The organism is Pseudomonas rustica (assembly GCF_049959085.1).
Classification (GTDB): domain Bacteria; phylum Pseudomonadota; class Gammaproteobacteria; order Pseudomonadales; family Pseudomonadaceae; genus Aquipseudomonas; species Aquipseudomonas rustica.
In genome coordinates, this window is sequence record NZ_CP188200.1 from 5,493,177 (window position 1) to 5,512,500 (window position 19,324).

13 protein-coding genes, 3 rRNA genes and 1 pseudogene (1 of these 17 running past the window's edge) are annotated in these 19,324 nt (G+C 58.8%); 10 read left to right on the forward strand and 7 right to left on the reverse strand.

Annotated features, from left to right (window positions below; all coding sequences use genetic code 11):
- The first annotated feature begins 64 nt into the window (after window positions 1-64).
- On the forward strand, window positions 65-403 hold the full coding sequence (locus ACP3TY_RS24890; RefSeq protein WP_053116431.1) for a hypothetical protein: 339 nt from the start codon (window positions 65-67) through the stop codon (window positions 401-403).
- Between the two features lie 211 nt (window positions 404-614).
- Here the strand turns inward: ACP3TY_RS24890 and lapD are convergent, their stop codons facing one another.
- Both lapD and lapG read right to left on the reverse strand, forming a co-directional pair.
- Window positions 615-2,561: a cyclic di-GMP receptor LapD gene (gene lapD, locus ACP3TY_RS24895; protein ID WP_426618716.1), complete on the reverse strand. Its 1,947-nt coding sequence runs from the start codon at window positions 2,559-2,561 to the stop codon at window positions 615-617.
- 14 nt (window positions 2,562-2,575) lie between these two features.
- The gene (gene lapG / locus ACP3TY_RS24900; protein ID WP_426618717.1) at window positions 2,576-3,268 is read right to left on the reverse strand and encodes a cysteine protease LapG; all 693 of its coding nucleotides are present in this window, start codon (window positions 3,266-3,268) and stop codon (window positions 2,576-2,578) included.
- Window positions 3,269-3,462: 194 nt separating this feature from the next.
- Here lapG and ACP3TY_RS24905 point away from each other — a divergent pair, with 194 nt between their 5' ends.
- The 5 genes from ACP3TY_RS24905 to ACP3TY_RS24925 all read left to right on the forward strand — a co-directional run bounded on the left by ACP3TY_RS24905 (window position 3,463) and on the right by ACP3TY_RS24925 (window position 10,535).
- Window positions 3,463-4,173: a GntR family transcriptional regulator gene (locus ACP3TY_RS24905; protein WP_282353738.1), complete on the forward strand. Its 711-nt coding sequence runs from the start codon at window positions 3,463-3,465 to the stop codon at window positions 4,171-4,173.
- Between the two features lie 768 nt (window positions 4,174-4,941).
- Window positions 4,942-5,718, forward strand: a complete 777-nt coding sequence (locus ACP3TY_RS24910; protein ID WP_426618718.1) for a DUF3050 domain-containing protein — start codon at window positions 4,942-4,944, stop codon at window positions 5,716-5,718.
- Complete coding sequence (locus ACP3TY_RS24915; RefSeq protein ID WP_400751079.1) at window positions 5,715-6,644, forward strand: diiron oxygenase; 930 nt, start codon at window positions 5,715-5,717, stop codon at window positions 6,642-6,644. Before ACP3TY_RS24910 ends, ACP3TY_RS24915 begins: the two co-directional genes overlap by 4 nt.
- Window positions 6,645-6,654: 10 nt before the next feature.
- Window positions 6,655-10,047, forward strand: a complete 3,393-nt coding sequence (locus ACP3TY_RS24920) for an amino acid adenylation domain-containing protein (RefSeq protein WP_426618719.1) — start codon at window positions 6,655-6,657, stop codon at window positions 10,045-10,047.
- Window positions 10,048-10,067: 20 nt separating this feature from the next.
- Window positions 10,068-10,535: an SRPBCC family protein gene (locus ACP3TY_RS24925; protein WP_426618720.1), complete on the forward strand. Its 468-nt coding sequence runs from the start codon at window positions 10,068-10,070 to the stop codon at window positions 10,533-10,535.
- 131 nt (window positions 10,536-10,666) lie between these two features.
- Here ACP3TY_RS24925 and ACP3TY_RS24930 read toward each other — a convergent pair whose 3' ends face one another.
- Both ACP3TY_RS24930 and ACP3TY_RS24935 read right to left on the reverse strand, forming a co-directional pair.
- Window positions 10,667-11,452, reverse strand: coding sequence for a methyl-accepting chemotaxis protein (locus ACP3TY_RS24930; RefSeq protein WP_371262348.1), 786 nt, complete (start codon window positions 11,450-11,452; stop codon window positions 10,667-10,669).
- A 69-nt stretch (window positions 11,453-11,521) separates the two neighbouring features.
- Window positions 11,522-12,547 (reverse strand): annotated as a pseudogene (locus ACP3TY_RS24935) (HAMP domain-containing protein); the annotation flags it as partial.
- 359 nt (window positions 12,548-12,906) lie between these two features.
- Between ACP3TY_RS24935 and ACP3TY_RS24940 the strand changes: the two are divergent.
- The 4 genes from ACP3TY_RS24940 to ACP3TY_RS24955 all read left to right on the forward strand — a co-directional run bounded on the left by ACP3TY_RS24940 (window position 12,907) and on the right by ACP3TY_RS24955 (window position 18,258).
- Window positions 12,907-13,407 (forward strand): sigma-70 family RNA polymerase sigma factor, encoded by a 501-nt coding sequence (locus tag ACP3TY_RS24940; RefSeq protein ID WP_026000801.1) that lies wholly within the window; start codon window positions 12,907-12,909, stop codon window positions 13,405-13,407.
- Window positions 13,407-14,408 (forward strand): FecR domain-containing protein, encoded by a 1,002-nt coding sequence (locus ACP3TY_RS24945; RefSeq protein WP_426618721.1) that lies wholly within the window; start codon window positions 13,407-13,409, stop codon window positions 14,406-14,408. Before ACP3TY_RS24940 ends, ACP3TY_RS24945 begins: the two co-directional genes overlap by 1 nt.
- 88 nt (window positions 14,409-14,496) lie before the next feature.
- Entirely contained in the window at window positions 14,497-17,001 is a 2,505-nt protein-coding gene (locus ACP3TY_RS24950; protein ID WP_426618722.1) for a TonB-dependent siderophore receptor, read from the forward strand.
- Between the two features lie 78 nt (window positions 17,002-17,079).
- On the forward strand, window positions 17,080-18,258 hold the full coding sequence (locus tag ACP3TY_RS24955; protein WP_426618723.1) for a PepSY-associated TM helix domain-containing protein: 1,179 nt from the start codon (window positions 17,080-17,082) through the stop codon (window positions 18,256-18,258).
- 72 nt (window positions 18,259-18,330) lie between these two features.
- Here ACP3TY_RS24955 and rrf (ACP3TY_RS24960) read toward each other — a convergent pair.
- The 3 genes from rrf (ACP3TY_RS24960) to ACP3TY_RS24970 all read right to left on the reverse strand — a co-directional run.
- Window positions 18,331-18,446: ribosomal RNA gene (gene rrf, locus ACP3TY_RS24960) — 5S ribosomal RNA — on the reverse strand.
- A 105-nt stretch (window positions 18,447-18,551) separates the two neighbouring features.
- Window positions 18,552-18,667 (reverse strand): 5S ribosomal RNA (gene rrf, locus ACP3TY_RS24965).
- Window positions 18,668-18,837: 170 nt separating this feature from the next.
- Window positions 18,838-19,324: ribosomal RNA gene (locus tag ACP3TY_RS24970) — 23S ribosomal RNA — on the reverse strand; it runs 2,407 nt beyond the window's last position.

Consider the following 19,324-nt stretch of genomic DNA (forward strand, 5'->3'; position numbering starts at 1 on the left):
TACTCGCGCGCAGTTGGCTATGCTGCTGACAGCATGACGCTGGTTCATTTCTGAGGGATGCTCAATGTTTTACGTGCAACGCGATGCGCAAGGTGTGTTGACGCGCGTGGAAGCGGCGGCTTACGCCGAAGCCACGGAAACGCTGCCGGCCGACAACCATGAAATCCAGGCGTGGTTCGCCAACGCTGCGGTGGAAAACAGCCTCAAACAGCTCAAGCAGAGCGACTTTGAAATGATTCGGGTACTCGACGACCTGATTCAAGTGCTGACCAGCAAAGGCGTGATCCGCGTCACCGACCTGCCGCCAGCGGCACAGGCCAAACTGCTGGATCGTAACCAGGCACGTGAGGCGTTGGGCGGGTTGAGCCAGCTGATTGATGAAGATGAGAGCGGGTTGATCTGATTCCTTTCTGGAATCAAAAGCCTACCCTCACCCCAGCCCTCTCCCGGAGGGAGAGGGGGCCGACCGAGGTGTCTGGCGTCATCCATCGACCTGCAAAATCTTGGCGATTATGGATTCACTGCAGGATGTTCAAGTCGGCGTAGTTCTCGAAAATCCCCCAATCAGTCCCCTCTCCCTCTGGGAGAGGGCTAGGGTGAGGGCAATTCACGACTCACCCCCAAGGCTTCGGCTCACCCAACAACTGCCCCTGAACCCCATACAAGCCCATCTCGCGAATCACCGACAATTCCCCTTCGGTCTCGACCCGCTCGGCAATCAGCGGCAAATCAATGCTGTGCGCCGCGCGCTGGATCGCCTCGATAAACAGACGCTTGTCGCTCTCCTGATCGATCGCCCGAATGTAGCTGCCATCGATCTTCAGATACGCCAACCCAAGCCGCGCCAGGTTGCCGATCATGCTGAAGCGCCCACCAAAGCGCTGCAGGCTCAGCGAGAAGCCCAACTCGCGCAGACGACGGGTCAACTGCTCCAGCACAGCCTGATCCGGCAACTGTTCCTCGCCAATTTCCAGGGTCAAACGCGGGCCAAGATTGGAATGCGTACGCAGAATCTCAAAGACTTTATTCAGCGCCTGCGGATCCGCCAGCGTCGCTGACGACAAGTTCAGCGCCAGCGAATCTTCATGCCCTTTCATCTGCTCCAGCACGCGCTCAAGCATCAGGCGATCCAGTCGCGCCGTCCAGCCGAAGCGCTCCAGCCATGGCAGGAAACGCCCGGCAGGAATGGTCTGGCCGTGCTCATCGAGCAAGCGCGAGAGTACTTTGTAATGCAGCACCAATTGCGTGTCTTGCGCCGCCACCACCGGTTGGAAATACAGCTCGAAACGCTGCTGAGTCAGCGCCTGATCGAGCAAGCGGTGCCAGGCATGGTGATCGTCGCCAACGTCGGCGGTCAGGCTCTGATCGAGGCACGCCCAGTTCTGCTCGCCCTGCCCTTCGGCTTGCGCCAACGCCTGATCGCCAAGGCTCAACACCGATTGCGGCGAATCACCGTGAGCGAACGGCGCCAGACCAATCGATGCCACGGCCTCAACATCGGTAGCGCCGGTGGCGTGCAAACTGCTCAGCGCAGTGTCGAGATTCTGCGCCAGTTGCAGCGCTTCTTCCCGCACCAGGCCCGGCGCCAACACCGCGAATTCACCGCCACGAATACGCGTGACGAGGTTCTGGGTTTCCGGGTATTTGGCGCACTCGCGGGACAATTGCTCGCCCACCGCTTTCAACAATTCATCAGTACGCTGACCGCCCAGACGCTGGTTGAGCCCGGCCAGATCCTTGACCCGCAACAGCAGCAGATAACCGGAGCTGGCCTGCTCGGCATTGCTCACGCGGTTGTTCAGCTGCATCTCGAAATAACGTCGGTTGGCCAGCCCGGTGAGGTTGTCCTGATACGACTCGGCACGCAGCTTTTCACTGCGCTCGGCCTGCTCCTGAAACAGCGCCTTGAGTTTTTCGACCATCTGATTCATCGCCAGCACCACGCGGCGCAATTCCGGTGTGCGCGGCAAATCCGGCAGGCTGAGGAATTCGCGGCGGGCAATGGCGTGGGATTGCTTGACCATGTAATCCAGCGGTTTCAATTGCCGGCGCAACAGCAGCGCGCCAAGCACCGCACTCACCGCGCCACAGACCAGCAGCCAGCCAAGGCTGCCCAACGCGCTCTGCCACAGCTTGGCCACAGCGAACATCGGGTGGCTGACCACCTCGACCCGCGCCGCCTGCTCCCAGCCACGGCTGACCAGCGCATCGCCACCGGCCGGCTCCAGGCCGATCAATTTGACGAACCAGTCCGGCACGTTGGTGACCGCCGGGCTGCCGCTGCGCTCAACCATGGTTTTGTCGGTTTTCACATCAACCACACGAATGCTCGCGTAATAGCCGCTGTCGAAAATCGAACTGACCAGCAACTCGACCATCGCCGGGTCGTCGATGTTCGGCGTCAGCGACAAGGCCAGCGCCGTCGCGGCGTCCTGGGCGTGCGAGCGCAACTGGTTGACGTACTGGGTACGCGAGCTTTCCAGACTGACCATGAAGCTGCCGGTGAAGGCGACCACCAGGAACAGACAGATAGCGATCAACAGCTGTTTGAACAAAGACATCTGAGCGCGTGCTCCTAGTTAGTCGTCTCGACCGGAAAACCTTCGGCCTGCATTTTCTTCAACACATCCTGCCAGCGTGACAGGCGTTTGGTATCACCGACCTTCTTGTTGCCCTTGGCGCCCGGCAAATACAACCCTTCCGCATTGAAAGAGTAGACCGGCAGCAAATCGGTTCGCTGCGACGCCGGTTGAATCTGGTCGATCAGACTGTCGAGTACCAGCGGCATGGCGTCGGGAGTGGAATAGTACGTCAGCACCATATGCGCGCGATTCTGGCGCAGTGCCTTGACGTAAGTGATGCGCAGCTTGTCACTGGAGACGCCAAGATGGCGCAGGCTGAAATACTTGGCGATCGCATAGTCTTCGCAGTCGCCAGCGCCCTTCCACAGCGCCTCGATCGGCGTTTCCCAGTAATCGACCTCGTGCCACAGGTCGATGTCTTCGACGTAGCGCACCTGCTTGTTGAAAAACAGGTTCACCACTTTCAGCTTGTCCGTTTCGCTGGCCTGTTGCTGCGTCGCCAACAGATTCTGCCAGGCATCGATGCGCTGCTGCCCGGCACCGAGCGGCCCGTACAGGGCGGTGGCTTTGCGGCTGATCGCGGAAAAATCCCAATCGGCATGCAGACCGCCCAGCATAAGACTGGCCAGCAGCAGTGCGCAGCCTAGCCAGCGCAGAGTCCGAGGGATCGCGAAACGTACCGCCACAGCAGGTTTCCGGGGGGCAGGAAGGAAAGCGTTTGATGGTGAAGCTTAGCCCGTTAAAAGACAATGGCACGATGAGATCATCGGCATCGCGCTAAACTGTTTGGTAAGTATTCCTCTACACGGTTTGACAACTTGTAGGGCAATCACTAGTGTCATTTGGATCCAAATTCAGCCGACCTACAGGGTGCGTAGTCGTGACACAGAAGCCCAAGCCGCTACACAGCATTAAAGTCGATGGGCCGATTCCTGCACACCTGGCCCGCTCGATCATCGAAGAAACCCTGCGCGCAGCCATTCTCGATGGTCGCCTGCCGTGCGGCACCGCCCTGCGCCAGCAGGATTTGGCCGATTTGTTCGGGGTCAGCCGCATGCCGGTGCGCGAAGCGTTGCGCCAGCTCGAAGCGCAAGAACTGCTGAGCGTGACCACGCACAAAGGCGCGGTGGTCGCCGCGCTGATTCAGGGCGACGCCACAGAAACCTACGAATTGCGCATTCTGCTTGAGGGCGAGGCGCTGCGGCAGTCAATCCCGTTGCTGACGACGGCCGATCACGAGCTCGCCGCCGGCTACATCCGCGAACTCGAAACCCAACACGACTACACCGAAATCGGTCGGCTCAATCGCCTGTTCCACATGGCGCTGTACGCTAAGGCGCCGAACAAGCGCCTGCTGCGTCTGGTCGAGGACGGTCTCAATGAAGAAGAACGCTTTCTGCGTTTCAACCTTGAAGCCATGGGCCTGGGCAAGATTTCCCAGGACGACCACCGTGCCCTGCTGCAAGCCGCGATCGAGCGCGACGTTGAACGCTCGGTGATGCTACTTGAGCAGCACCTCAACCGTGGGGTCGAGGTGATCACCCGCTATCTCGCCAGTCCTGCCGCGCAAAACCGCAAAGCCCTGCGCTAAAGCCTTCACGCCGGACGCGGATCATCGCGTCCGCCCGGCGAATAACCCGCTTACAAATCCCCTCAACCGGCGCGCACAAACACTGTGGCGGATCGGCGTCTTCGCTCTAACCTCCCTGCGCCTGTGCGAACGAAATTGCCACCGTGGCAATAACCAAACGGTAATAGCCGTCGCGGCCATTTACCCGCACTCTTGAACGGCCAATCCCAATAAAGAACGGAGGCGCATCGCCTGGTGGTGCAGCCCCCGCAACAGGAACCTACGGAAGGAGCCTTGTCACGGGAAAAGGAAAGTCATGGCGCCGTTTCCGGCCAACTTTCATCCCTCAAACCACACCAATCTTTTTCATTAGAAAGTTGCTTCGAGTGAGGCATTCACTCTTGTCGATCAATTTTGGCCGTTATTGGCTGAAAGGAGTAACTACGCCCAAATAAAACTTAACCCGCAAGTTTTATCGGGGGCGCTCATATTTGAAAAACACCCAACTTAAAATAATTAAAATTACACTTGTTAAATGCTTTTGCCGTGTATTACTTTTCTCTCGCCGAGTTTGAACTTCGCTGCAAACTTCGGCACAAGCTATATGCCACACCCATGACGACAGCGGCCCTCCAGCAGGCCACAGGCTTTAATCGCCAGTACATTCAGTACAACAACTTCCGTCTGGAAGTCTTTGTCGCCCGTCGACAAGTCACATGTAAGCCTTCGCTCCACTGATTGCGCAGTTGAAACAAAAGTGCCATTCCATAATCAATGATAAAGGACATCATGATGCCCACTAAGCACCAACTCGCCCTGAAGAAAGCCGAACTTAGCATTCACCCGATCTTTTCCGAGATTACCTCGTTATCGGTCTTGCGCCGCTTTATGGAAACCCACGTGTTTGCCGTGTGGGATTTCATGTCGCTGACCAAACGCCTGCAGCAGGAACTGACCTGCACGCGTTTGCCGTGGCTACCGCCGCGTGATCCTCGCGCGGCACGGCTGATCAACGAAATTGTCCTCGGCGAAGAGTCCGACGACCGTCTGGCCCACGGTCACTACAGCCATTTCGAGTTGTACCTGGATGCAATGCGCGAAATCGGCGCGAGTACCACGGCAGTGGAGCGCTTCGTCGCGCTGCAACAGGAAGGCGTGAGCTACGACGTCGCGCTGCAAAGTGTCGAGGCCGATCCGGCCGCCGCGCAGTTTGTCCGCGACACCCTGCACACCGCGCTGAATGCGCCGGGGCACAGCGTTGCCGCCGCGTTTTTGCACGGTCGCGAAAGCGTGATCCCGACCATGTTCCAGCGCATCCTCGACGACTGGGGCATCGGCATCGAGCAAGCACCGACCTTCCGCTACTACCTGGAACGGCACATCGAAGTCGACTCCGAAGACCACGGCCCCGCCGCAGAACAATTGCTGGAGCGACTGGTCGATGGCGATCCGCAGCGCGAAGCCGAGGTCTACGCCAGCGCCGTCGCTGCTGTCGAAAGCCGCATCGCCCTGTGGGACGGCCTGCGCCTGAGCATGCGCGAACCGTTGGCGGAGGTGGCGCAATGAATGCCGCCGACTATCAATCGTTCGCCGACACTTGGGAAAGCCGCGCGACCATCCGCACCCGCCCGCGCCGCGTGCTGGAAAACGATGAGCGTCTGATCTATCCGCTCAGTCGCCAGCCGCTGGTGCTCAGCGAAACCTTCCTGCGTGAGTGCCCGCAGCAGCGTGATTTTGCGTTGGTGCAGACCTTGTACAAATTCATCAACGATGTAGTGATTTTCGAGACGGAAATCGTCGACAAGACCGCGCGCAGCATCGCCAAGAATCGCTTCGCCGTGGCCTTTCCGTTCGCCTGTCGATATGACGCGATGACCGTGGTGGTCGACGAGGATTACCACGCGTTGGTAGCGATGGATTTCATGCAGCAAACGGTGGCGATGACCGGCATCGAACCGATCCAGTTGCCCGATGAAATCGAACTCAGCCGAGCGATTCCCGCCGCCGTCGCGTTGGCCCCGGAACACCTGCGCAGCGCCGTGGAATTGATCTGCGTGGCCATCGCCGAAAACACCGTGACTGGCGACGTCGCCGCGTTCGCCCGGGACGACACGGTCAAGCCGTCGATCAAAGGCCTGATGGCCGACCACTTGCTCGACGAGGGCCGCCACTCGAGTTTCTGGGCGCGGATGGTGCGCATCTATTGGCACACCGCGAGCGACGCTGATCGCGAAACCATCGCGCAGATTCTGCCGGTGTTCATCGGCCATTACCTGACCAACGACATCCAGAAATCCTTTGATCTGCGCCTGATCGATGCCCTGCCGGTCAGCCAGATCACAAAGCGATCACTCAAGGACGAAATCGCCGGGCTGGCCTTCCCGATCAATCGCCACCATCCGCTGGTGGGCAACATCGTCAAGTTCTTCCACAACAGTTCGCTGCTCGACACGCCTTGCGTGCAACTCGCCCTGCGCGACTACCTGGTTTGAGGAGGCCGACATGAAACGTCTCGACATTTTGCTGATTGGCGCCAGCCAGGCCATGACCGACCTGGCGCAGGAACTGGAACAACACGGTCACGCATTGACGCGCAGCGGCGCCGCACAATCGACGGTGGATTTGATCATCGACGATGGCTTCATCGGCGCCGGTGATTTCTGCGCGATCCCGCATTTGCATCTGCGCTTAGGTATTGGAGCGCAAAGCGCTGCGGGTTTGCCGACACTCGATTTGCTGTGCTTTCTCGGCTCGTCTTTGATCAGCCGTGTGCCGATTGGTGACGAGCCTTCGGGCAACGGCCAGGTATTGCGCCAGCGGGTGCTGACACACGTGGTGGACGAAGTGGCGTTGCTGGTCAGCCGCTTCTCCCGTGATGCGGATTATCTGCAGCAGGCTTCAACGGTGACCGCGCCAGATTTCGAGCGGATGGAAAACCTGCTGTTTCTCGACAGCCTGGCCTACGTCCATCGCCTCAACCACACGGCGAAAACGGCGCTGCTGAAACAGGCGCAAATTCCGCTGATCGAGCGGCTGCAACAGAGCCTGATTGAGCATGCCGAACGTCCGGCGCTGCACCTCGGCGAACGCTCCATCAGCTACCGCCAATTGCACGCCCACAGCCGCGCAATTCAACAGCGTTTGCTGCCGATTCTTGAGCAGCATCCACAGCCGTGGGTGGTTGGTATCTGCCTGCCGAAAAGCCCGGCGCTGTTCGCTTCGATTCTGGCGATTCTCGGCAGCGGTGCGGTGTATCTGCCGCTGGAGCCGAGCCATCCGCTGCAGCGCCAGCAATACATCCTGCACAACGCCGGCGCGCTGCTGTTGCTGCATGACGGCGAGCATCCGCTCAGCGCAACCATGGCAGGGCTGGACGTCAGTCGCATCGACAGCGCCCAAGCAGATCTCAGCCAGGCGTTGATGCGCCAGCGCCCCGCACTCGATGCGCCCTGCATGGCGCTCTACACCTCGGGCACCACCGGGCATCCGAAAGGCGTTCTGCTCAGTCAGCACAACCTCGCGCACTTCACCGCGTGGTACGCCGACTACGTGCAATTGCACGCCGAGAGTCGGGTGTTGCAGTTCTCTTCGCTGAGCTTCGATTCGTCGCTGATCGACATCTTCCCAACCCTGCTCACAGGCGCCGAACTGGTGGTGCCGGACGACACGCAACGCCGTGATCCGCTGCAACTGGTCGCGCTGATCCGTCGCCGGCATCTGACCCACGCCTTCCTGCCACCCGCGCTGCTGAGCATCCTGCCGCTGGAACAATTGGAAGGCGTGCAAGTGATGACCGGCGGCGATGTCTGCGAGCCGTTCGTCATTGAACAACTGACCCGCCAAGGCACGCTGCACAACCTCTACGGCCCGACCGAAGCCACGGTGTTGATCACTGCGCGACAACTCACACCCGGCGACAGCAACCGCAGCCTCGGCGCGCCGATTGCCAACAGCCAAGTGCTGATTCTCGATGACGATCTGCAACCGGTGCCCGAGCACACCGTCGGCGAGTTGTTCATCGTCGGCCCCGGCGTTTGCCTCGGCTATCTGAACAATCAGCAGCAGACTGCCGAGCGTTATCTGAACCTGCAATTGCCCGATGGCGAAACCCTGCGCGCTTACCGCAGCGGCGACATGGCCAAGTGGGGCGAGCACGGCATTGAGCTGTGCGGACGCCGCGATAATCAGGTGAAGATTCGTGGTTTCCGGGTCGAGCCGGAAGAGATCGAACGCTGCCTGCGCGAAAGCCAGCTGTTCCGACAAATAGCCGTGGTGATTGATCCGCAGCGGCGGATTCTGGCGTTCCTCGCCCAGCCACAATCCGACGATTCCCGCGATGCACTGAAGGCCCACGCCCAGCAGTTTTTACCGGACTACATGCAACCGGTGGCGTGGACTGAACTGCCGAGCATGCCGTTCGCCAGCAACGGCAAAGTCGACCGCAAAGCGCTGCTGGAATTGCCGGTGAGCGTGCAGGACAACGGCCCGAAATGTCTGCCGGCGAATGCTGATGAAGCGTTGTTGCTGGAGATCTGGGCCGAGTTGTTGGAGCTGCCTGTTAGCGATATCTCCACCGACGAAAGCTTTTTCAATCTCGGCGGCCATTCGATTCTGTTGTCGCGGATGTTGCTGCGCTTGCGTGAGGAGTTCGGTCGCAGCATCTCGATCAATCGCTTCATCGAACTGCCGACCATCATCAAACTCGCGACGCTGGTGCGCGGCACCGATGACAGCGCCGTGCTCAGCGCCCAAGCCATGGCCGACGCCGAGCGCACGCTGGAAATCGAGCCGCTGCCGATCAGCCGCATGGGCGATGTGCACAAGGTCATCGTCACTGGCGCCAACAGTTTTGTCGGTGTGCACATCGTCGAAGCGCTGCTCGGTTGGGGCGCCAGCGAGGTCGCGTGTCTGGTGCGTGACGGCTGCGGGCAAACGGCGGCGCAGCGCTTTGCGCAGTCACTGCGCGAAAACCGTCTGGAGCATCTGGATCTGAGTCGGGTGCGGGTTTACGCGGCAGATATCACTCGCCCGCAATTGGGCTTGGCCGACGACGATTATCAGCGTCTCGATCGCGAGTTCGGCGCGTTGGTGCACAACGCCGCCAACGTCAATCACGTGCTCGACTACGAGTCACTGGCGGCGGACAACGTCGAGCCGATTTTCGCCCTGCTGCATCTGTGCGAAGGGCAGAGCAAAAAGGTCTTCAATTTTGTCTCGACGCTGTCGGCGTCCAGCACCGTCGACGCCGCCGGCCAGGTGCTGGAATTGCCCGCAGCACTGACGCCACCGATCTACATTCGCAACGGCTACAACCTGTCGAAGTGGGTCGGCGAACGCATCCTCGAACGCGCGCGGGAACGCGGCGTACGGGTCAATCTGTATCGACCCGGCAACATCAGTTTCAACAGCCTGAGCGGCGTGTGTCAGCCGCACAAAAACCGTTTGATGCTGATGCTCAAAGGTTCGATTCAGCTCGGCCAGGTGCCGGCCTTCGCGTTGAATTTCGACCTGATGCCGGTGGATTTTCTCGCGCGGTTTATCGCTTTCCATGCCAGCCGTTATTCGCCCGATCACGCGGTGTTCAACCTGCATAACCCAGAGCCGCTGAGCTGGGATGCCTACGTTGCTTCGTTCCGCGAAACCGGCAGCGAATTCTCGCTGGTCAGCGTCGCCGACTGGCAGCAGCAACTCGGCCGCGTCGACGCCGATAACGCGCTGTTCGGCGTGCTCGGTTTCTACCTCAACGGCTTTGAAGAAGACATCGGCGACATCTCCCTGATCGGCCACGCCAACGCTGAAGCCGGCGTCCAGCAAATGGGCGCGCACTACCCACAGAAATCCCCGGCGCTGCTGCGTCGCGGCTGCGCTTACCTGAAAGAAATCAACTTCATCTGATCCAACAAAGGAGCAACACCATGAGCACTCTGCAACCCGACACCCTGATCAAAAACCCCCATGGCTGCCACGTTGTTTCATCGGTGGAAGTGCCGGTCGACGCGGCGCAGGTCTGGGCGGTGGTCGGCAATTTCGGCGGTTTCGACCGCTTCATTCCGGCGCTGTCGCACATCGAAATGACCGGCGAGGGCGTGTCCTCGCTGCGCAAGAAATTTTTCAAGGATGGCAACGTGGTGGTCGAGCAACTCAACTCCCGCGACGACCAGGCGCTGAGCATGACCTGGACGACGATTTACAACACGCTGGGCGTGGCGAATCTGTGGGCGGCGATGAATGTGGAAGCGCTGGGCACGGGCAAATCCCGCGCGACATGGACGATCATTGCCGAGCCTGCCGGCGGTGGCGAAGAGGCGCTGCCGGGGTTCAAGGATTTTGTGCAGGGGTTTGCCGATGATGCGATGGGGAATGTTTTGAGGCTGTTTGTTTAAGGCCATTGTTTGGCGGTGAATGTCACACCGCTTTCGCGAGCAGGCTCGCTCCCACATTTTGATTGCATTTCTACTGCAGGAATACGGTCAACCTGTGGGAGCGAGCCTGCTCGCGAAGAACGATAACGCGGTCAGATTTTGAAACTGTCGACCAACTGCTTCAACCGATTCGCCTGCTGCGACAACGCATCGCAATCCTTCAACGTTTCATTGAGGTTGGCCACGCTCTGCTGGTTCAGCATGTTGATCTGGTTAACGTCGACATTGAGGGTTTCCACCACCGCCGTCTGCTCTTCCGTCGCCGCTGCCACCGACTGATTCATGCCGTCGATTTCACCGATGCGCTGGGTCACGCTGACAAGACGCAAACCGGCCTGATTGGCCACTTCCACGCTTTGCTCGCTGGATGCCTGACTGGCGTTCATCGTACTCACCGCTTCACGCGAACCGACTTGCAAGGAAGTGATCATTTTGTGGATCTCTTCCGCCGATTCCTGGGTGCGATGGGCAAGGTTACGCACCTCATCCGCGACCACGGCAAAACCACGCCCGGCCTCACCGGCACGCGCCGCCTCAATCGCCGCGTTCAGCGCCAACAGGTTGGTCTGCTGCGAGATGCCTTTGATCACATCGAGGATGTGGCCGATGTTGTCGGTACTCGCATTCAGGGTTTCGATCTGCGTGCACGACAGGCTGATTTTCTGCGACAACTCGGTCATCGCCAGAATGGTTTGTTCCACCACCTGACGACCATCGTCGGCCTGCTCGCTCGCGCCGCTGGCGTGCTGCGAAGCATCGGCGGCATTGCGCGCGATTTCCTGCGTGGCGGCGCCCAATTCGTTGATCGCCGCCGCGACGCTGTTGGTGCGCGCACTTTGTTCGTCGGAACCGACGATCGAGGCGTTGGACGACGCCATCACTCGTTGCGATAAGTCATGCACTTGGCGGGTCGCCGAGGACACTTCGGAAATCGACGCGTGGATCCGCTCAACGAACTGGTTGAATGCGCTGCCCAACTCACCGAATTCGTCTTTGCTTTCAACGACCAGACGGCGGGTCAAATCACCCTCGCCCTGCGCAATGTCCTGCATCGCACGGCCCATGGTGGTCAGCGGACGCATCAACACATTGATCAACAGGCTCAGCAGCAAGGCAATCGCGCCCACGGCAACGAACATCGCGATCAGCGCCGAGGTGCGGAATTGGCTGAGTGCGGCGTAGGCTTTGTCGCGATCGATCGACAGACCGATGTACCACTGCGCATTCGGCAAGTCGCTGACCGGGGTGAACGACAGAATGCGTTCCTCGCCGTTGAGCAGCACATTCTGGTTGCCCTTTTCGATGCGCACATTGCTGTTCGGGTAGATGTCCTTGAGGTTTTTCATCACCTGATCTTTGTCCGGGCTGACGATCACCTGACCGTCAGCGCTGACCAGAAACGCATGGCCGAGGCCACCGAAGTCCACCGAGTTGATGATCTTCACCAGGGTTTCCAGGCTCAAGTCACCGCCGACCACACCGAGCAATTCGCCGTTGTGTTTCACCGGCATGGCGATGGTCACCACCAGGCCACCGACAGCAGCCATGTACGGCGGGGTGAGCATGGTTTTATCGGCGGCGACCGCTTGTTTGTACCAAGGGCGCTGACGCGGATCGTAACCGTCCGGCATCTTCGCGTCAGGGCGCTGGGTGAAGACACCGTTGGCCTGACCGACGTAGGTGAACTGGAAGTTCTGGGTGAAGGCCGGTTGGTCGACCAGACCCGGGAAGTCGGCGTCTTTGCCTTGATGGGCGACATTCTGCGCAAGATTTTCCAGCACCAGAATCCGCCCGCTCATCCAGTTCTGCACGCTGCTGGCGGTCAGATCGCCGGCCTGCTGTACGGAGGATTGGAGGTTCTGGCGAATGGTGTTTCGCTGCAGATAATCGTTGTAGAGGGTGAATAACGCGAAAGCCAGGACCACGACGCCCGAGGCGGCCAACAAAATTTTATGGCTGAACTTGAGATTCATTTCATGGGACTTCTTATGCCGAAGGTGGGGATGCGTTCCAGATGCAACATTCCATGTAGCTCCGATGTTCAGCAGCGCTGAGGGTCAGCCGCTCTGATTTCCAGTGACGGGTAGGCAACGTTCTGCCGGTCGCTCTACTTTGGTGCACGCATGTCTCACCAGTCTGTCGGCACGTGAAGGAGAAATCTTAGGGTTGCGTGGGAAATGGACGGCTTTTGCCTCGGATTCCCGCCGAACGGCGTGCTAGAGCCTGCGCAGCAAAATTTTTTGGACGGATGTTCGAGCGGCGGTTGCAAAACCTGTAACCCTTGATAACAATGCGACTAATTATCATTTGTGACGTTTTGGCAGCCGCGTTCATGTCCTCACCCGAGTTCGCCGTTCAGGCGCTTTACAGTAGTCATCACGGCTGGCTCAACGCTTGGCTGCGCGCACGGCTGGGCAACGCAGCGGATGCGGCGGATCTGGCGCAGGACACCTTCGTGCGTCTGCTGCAACGCACCGAACGCCTAGAACTGAAAGCGCCCCGCGCCTTTTTGCGCACCATCGCCCGTGGTCTGGTAATCGACCACTGGCGCCGCGAGGAAATCGAACGCGCCTACCTGGAAACCATCGCCCATCTGCCCGAAGCCGAAACGCCGAGTGCCGAAGCCCGTGCGCTGGTGATCGAATTGCTCGAAAGCATCGCGCGCATGCTTGAAGGACTGAAGCCGAAAGTGCGTCAGGCATTTCTCTTGGCGCAGTGCGAAGGTTTAACCCACAAGCAAATCGCCGAGCAGATGGGTTTGTCGCTGCGCTCGGTGGAACGCTACGTCGCCGATGCGCTGTATCACTGCTACGTGCTGCGGTACGAAAGCTGATGGCTGTGGATAACTTGTCCCTCGGCCGTCGCGCCGAACCTCCGCAAAAAGCAGTGAAGCAAGCCATTCACTGGCTGCTGCGTCTGCGTAATAACCATGGCAATGCGCGCCTGAATCGCCAGTGCGAACAGTGGCGCGCCGAGCATCATGAGCATGAATTGGCCTGGCAACGCGTGCAGTCGCTGCACGCCGAGTTGAGCAACAACCTGCGCGCGGTGCCGGGCGCACAAGTGGCATTCAATACCTTGGAGAACAGCGCGCAGGGACTAAATCGTCGGCAGGCGTTGAAGCTGTTGTCTGGCGCAGTGTTGATGGGCTCCGCCGCATGGCTGGCCAAAGACACGGCCGCGTGGCAGCAATGGAGCGCCGATTACGCCACGGCGACCGGCGAGCGGCGTGGTTTCCAGTTACCGGACGGCACGCGGATCGAACTCAATACCGCCAGCGCGGTGGATCTGGATTACACCGCGCAACAACGGCTGATCAAACTGACGCGTGGCGAAATCATCGTCACCTGTGGTGGTGCCGATGAAGGCGCCGACTTCGAGCGACCACTGCGCGTGCAAAGTCGTCACGGATCCTACGAGCCGCAGAATGCGCGGTTCATCCTGCGTCAGGACAGCGATTGCACGCGGCTGAGCGTCACCCACGGGCAGGTGGCCATTCATTCTGCCGGGACTGTTATCGAAGCGCTGGCCGGACAGAGTTATCTGATCGATCCCTATCAAGTGCGTCCGGCACCGGCGCTGGATATGGATGCGGGCGCGTGGGTCGACGGCTTGATCGTTACCCGCAACATGCGTCTGGGCGATTTCCTCAAGGAAGTCGGCCGCTATCGTCAGGGTTTTCTGAATTGCGCGTCAGAGGTTTCCGATTTGCGCCTGTCCGGCGTGTTCCGCCTCGAAGACACCGACAAGTTGCTGGCCATCCTGCCGCAGACCTTGCCGGTGCAGTTGCGCTATCGCACACGCTGGTGGGTGACCCTGGAACGTGTGGTCTGAAATTATTTTGGCGGGTTTTTGCGGCAAGTCCGGCTTAGTCAGTAAGCACTTCAATTCAAGCGTTTGCGACTTCCTACGGAAACCTACAATGACTGTCCGCGCCACCTGTAAGAACCCTCTGAATTTCACCTGCGAATCGGGCCTGTTGCGCCACGCCGTTCGGGCGGCGCTGTTTTCCACTGCGTTGGGCGTCGCTGTGCTGCCAAGCGTCAGCGTGGCGGCCGACACCGTTAACAGTGAAGTCGGCCAGCGCTTCAACATCGCTGCCGGGTCGTTGGGCGAAGCGCTGAATCAGTTCGCACGTCAGGCCGGCATCACCTTGTCGATGACGCCGCAGCAAACTCAGGGCCGGCAATCGCCGGGTGTACAGGGTGAATATTCGACCGATCAGGCGCTGAGCCATTTGCTTGGCGGATCCGGTCTGGAAGCGGTCAGTCAGGATGGCAGCAGCTACGTCCTGCGCCCGATCGCCGAAACCGAAGCGCTGGCCCTGCCGACCACCGACATCAAAGGCTTCGCCCTCGGCAACGCGCTAGGCAGCATGGACGGCTACAACGCCACACACAGCCAGATCGCCACCAAAACCAGTACCGCGCTGCTGGAAACTTCGCAGAGTGTGTCGGTAGTCACTCGCGAGCAAATGGACGACCAAGGTTCGCAAACCGTCTCGCAAACCATGCGCTACACCCCGGGTGTGCTGACCAATCCGTATGGCGCGACCCATCGTTATGACTACGTGGCGATGCGCGGCTTCAACGACGGCTCGGTGGATAACATTTACCTCGACGGCCTCAAGTCGATGGGCGACAGCGGCACTTACAGCACCATGCAGGTCGACCCGTATTTCCTGGAACGCGTGGACATTCTCAAGGGGCCGTCGTCGGTTCTGTACGGCCGCAGTTCGCCGGGTGGTCTGGTGGCTCTGACCAGTAAAAAGCCGCTTTACGAGGCTTACCATCAGGTGCAAGCCACCGTCGGTACGCAAGGTCAGCGCGGGGTCGGTTTTGACTTCAGCGGCCCGGTCGATGACGACAAGCGCATTGCCTATCGTCTGATCGGGTTAACGGATCAGTCCGACACGCAATTCGACCACAACAAGGAAAAACGCTTCGCACTGTCGCCAACCGTCAGCATCGATTTCAATGAAGACACGTCGCTGACCTTGCAGGCGTATCTGCAACACGATCCGGATGGCGGCTACCACGGCGGCGTGCCGGCGGACGGCACGATCCATCAGCGCAACGGCAATCGGATCTCGCCGCACTTCTTCGAGGGCGAGCCGGGCATTGACGGTTACTCGCGTGATCAGCAGTCGTTCGGTTATCAGTTCGAACATCGCTTCAATGATGTCTTCACCGCTCGACAGAACTTCCGCTACCTCGACTCCAAAGTGAACATGGATCAGGTCTACGCCTATGGCTGGACGACGCCGACCAGCAACGAGCTGAACCGCTACTACACCGGCGGTGATGAGCGCCTGCATGCGTTCATCGTCGACAACATGCTTCAGGCCGAATTTTTCACCGGCGCGACCAAGCACACCGTGTTGATGGGTGCGGATTACCAGCGGCGTAAAACTGTGGTCGACTGGACCAGCGGCGGACTCGCGCCGATCAATGCGTTCAACCCGGTGTACGGCAACTCGGCGATCGATATGTACGGCGAGACCAGCTATCTGCGGCGTCTGGAGCAGACCGGCGTATACCTGCAAGACCTGATCGAGATGGACAAATGGCGCTTCTCACTGGGCCTGCGACAGGACTGGGTCGAGACTTCCGATGAGAACCGCATCGCTGAAGCGGGGCGTCCGGAAGGTACAGAGATCAACGACCGACGCACCAAACTGACCGGCCGCGCGGGTGCGTTGTACCTGTTCGATAACGGTCTGGCGCCTTACGTCAGCTACTCGGAATCGTTCAACCCGAACTCCTATGCCGACAGCGCCGGCAATCCGTTGGCGCCTACCGATGGCACGCAGTGGGAAGTCGGTTTGAAGTACCAACCGTCGGGCACTGACAATCTGTTCACCGCGTCGCTGTTCCGCATCGACCAGGAGAACCTGGCGACCAAACTGCCGCAGGAAAACTTCTACCGCGCTGTAGGCGCTGTCCGCTCGCAAGGTCTGGAGCTGGAAGCGCACATGCAACTGACCGACAACTTGAAAGTGCTCGGCAGCTACACCTTCACCGACATCGAATATTCGAAGTCGATGGTCAGCACCTTAAGCACGCCGACCGATGTGATCGAGAACAAAGGCAACTCGCCAACGCAGGCGCCGCGACACATGGCGTCGTTGTGGGCTGACTACAAGTTCGACAGCGCAGCGCTCGATGGCCTGCGCCTTGGCGGTGGCGTGCGTTATGTCGGTTACAGCTGGGCGGATGCGGAAAACACCTTGAAGGTGCCGTCCTACACACTCTTCGACGCCTCGATCGGTTATGACTTGGGCAAGGTTGGCTTGAAGGGCGTCGACGTACGCCTGAACGCGAACAATCTGACCAACGAGTCCTACGTCGCTTCCTGCGCCAGTCTGAACTTCTGCTACATGGGCGAAGAGCGTAACGTCGCGGCGACGGTCAGCTACCAGTTCTAAGTCATTTGTCTCGTGCATAAAAAAGCCAGCCCCTGAAGTTCAGGGGCTGGCTTTGTCGTTTCAGTGGGGAAAATTTTCATGCGTGCGTTTCTGGTTTTGTTGCATCGCTATATCGGTTTGGCCACGGCAGTGTTCCTGCTGCTGGCCGGGATTACCGGAAGCATTCTGGCGTTCAACCATGAGCTGGATGAGTGGTTGAACCCGCAGTTTTATTCGGCGTCTGCCGAGGGTTCGCGATTGCCGCCGGGTGAGCTGGTTGATGCGGTGCAGTCTGCGCATCCGAAGCTGCAGGTCTGGTACATGGTGTATCCGCATGAGGCCGGGCATACCGCGCTATTGGCGGCGGTGCCACGTAACGATCCGGCGACGGGCAAGCCGTTCGATGAGCGCAATCAGGTGTTCTATCTGGATCCGGTGAATGCTGAACAAAAGGGTCAGCGTTATTGGGGCGAGTGCTGTTTTCAACGGGAGAATTTCGTCCCGTTCATTCTCGAATTCCACTACAACCTGACGCTACCGGGGAACTGGGGACTGTGGTTGATGGGCTTGGTGGCAATCGCGTGGGTCATCGATTGCTTTGTGGCGCTGTCGCTGACGTTGCCGCGTGGCAAGCCGTTCTGGAAGAAGTGGTCGACGGCCTGGAAGGTCAAGGGCGGGCATGCCTATCGGCTCAACTTCGATCTGCATCGCGCGGGTGGATTATGGCTGTGGCTGTTGTTGCTGCCGATCGCGGTGAGTAGCGTGGCCATGAACTTGCCGAGTCAGGTGTTCAAGCCTGCGGTGTCGCTGTTTTCACCGATTGAGCCGAGCGTCTACGAGGCGCGAGGACGAATGCCTTCCTCAGAGTTGGGGGTGACTCGATTGAGTTATCAACAGGCGTACGAGAGGGCATTGGAAGAGGGGAAAAGGTTAGGGCTGACAGCAGAAATCGGGGAGTTGTATTACAGCTTTGAGTACAACTTCTACGGCGCAGGATTCGGGCAGCATGACACTGAAGCACATGGGAAGTCCTGGCTGTTCTTTCACGGTACCGATGGACGATTGTTAGGGCAGGAGATCGCGGGACAGGGGACGTTAGGTGAACAGTTTTACCGGTTGCAGTTACCGATACACGGTGGACGGATCATTGGTGTGACGGGGCAAGTAATGATCGCGGTGTTAGGTGTTTTGATTGCGGGGTTGTCAGGGACTGGCGTCTACATCTGGTGGCGCAAATGGCAGGCTCGACGTATCAGCAAGGCACGTAAAGCGGTTTGATCATTGGATTGTGCAGACCCTGAAATGACAAAACCCCTGTCTGCGTTAGCAGACAGGGGTTTCGGAATTTAATCTTGACGATGACCTACTCTCACATGGGGAAACCCCACACTACCATCGGCGATGCATCGTTTCACTACTGAGTTCGGGATGGGATCAGGTGGTTCCAACGCTCTATGGTCGTCAAGAAATTCTTTATCTGGCCCGTCAACACGGTAACAAGCCAGCAAAAACAGATACTTCTACTAAAACAAAACCCCAACTGCTTTCGCAATTGGGGTTTCGGAATTTAATCTTGACGATGACCTACTCTCACATGGGGAAACCCCACACTACCATCGGCGATGCATCGTTTCACTGCTGAGTTCGGGATGGGATCAGGTGGTTCCAACGCTCTATGGTCGTCAAGAAATTCGGGTACTGAGTCGTGACCAGGTGGCCTCGCTTCAGCAAATTGGGTATGTGACAGCTTTCGGTGTTTGTGAACATCGAACTTTCGGTTCGTTTCGTCTTCACACACCGCAATCTGGTGCTCTTTCGCTTTTCAGCTTCGAAGCAAGCAAATTGCTTGGGTGTTATATGGTCAAGCCTCACGGGCAATTAGTATTGGTTAGCTCAACGCCTCACAGCGCTTACACACCCAACCTATCAACGTCGTAGTCTTCGACGGCCCTTCAGGGAACTCAAGGTTCCAGTGAGATCTCATCTTGAGGCTAGTTTCCCGCTTAGATGCTTTCAGCGGTTATCTATTCCGAACATAGCTACCCGGCAATGCCACTGGCGTGACAACCGGAACACCAGAGGTTCGTCCACTCCGGTCCTCTCGTACTAGGAGCAGCCCCTCTCAAATCTCAAACGTCCACGGCAGATAGGGACCGAACTGTCTCACGACGTTCTAAACCCAGCTCGCGTACCACTTTAAATGGCGAACAGCCATACCCTTGGGACCGGCTTCAGCCCCAGGATGTGATGAGCCGACATCGAGGTGCCAAACACCGCCGTCGATATGAACTCTTGGGCGGTATCAGCCTGTTATCCCCGGAGTACCTTTTATCCGTTGAGCGAT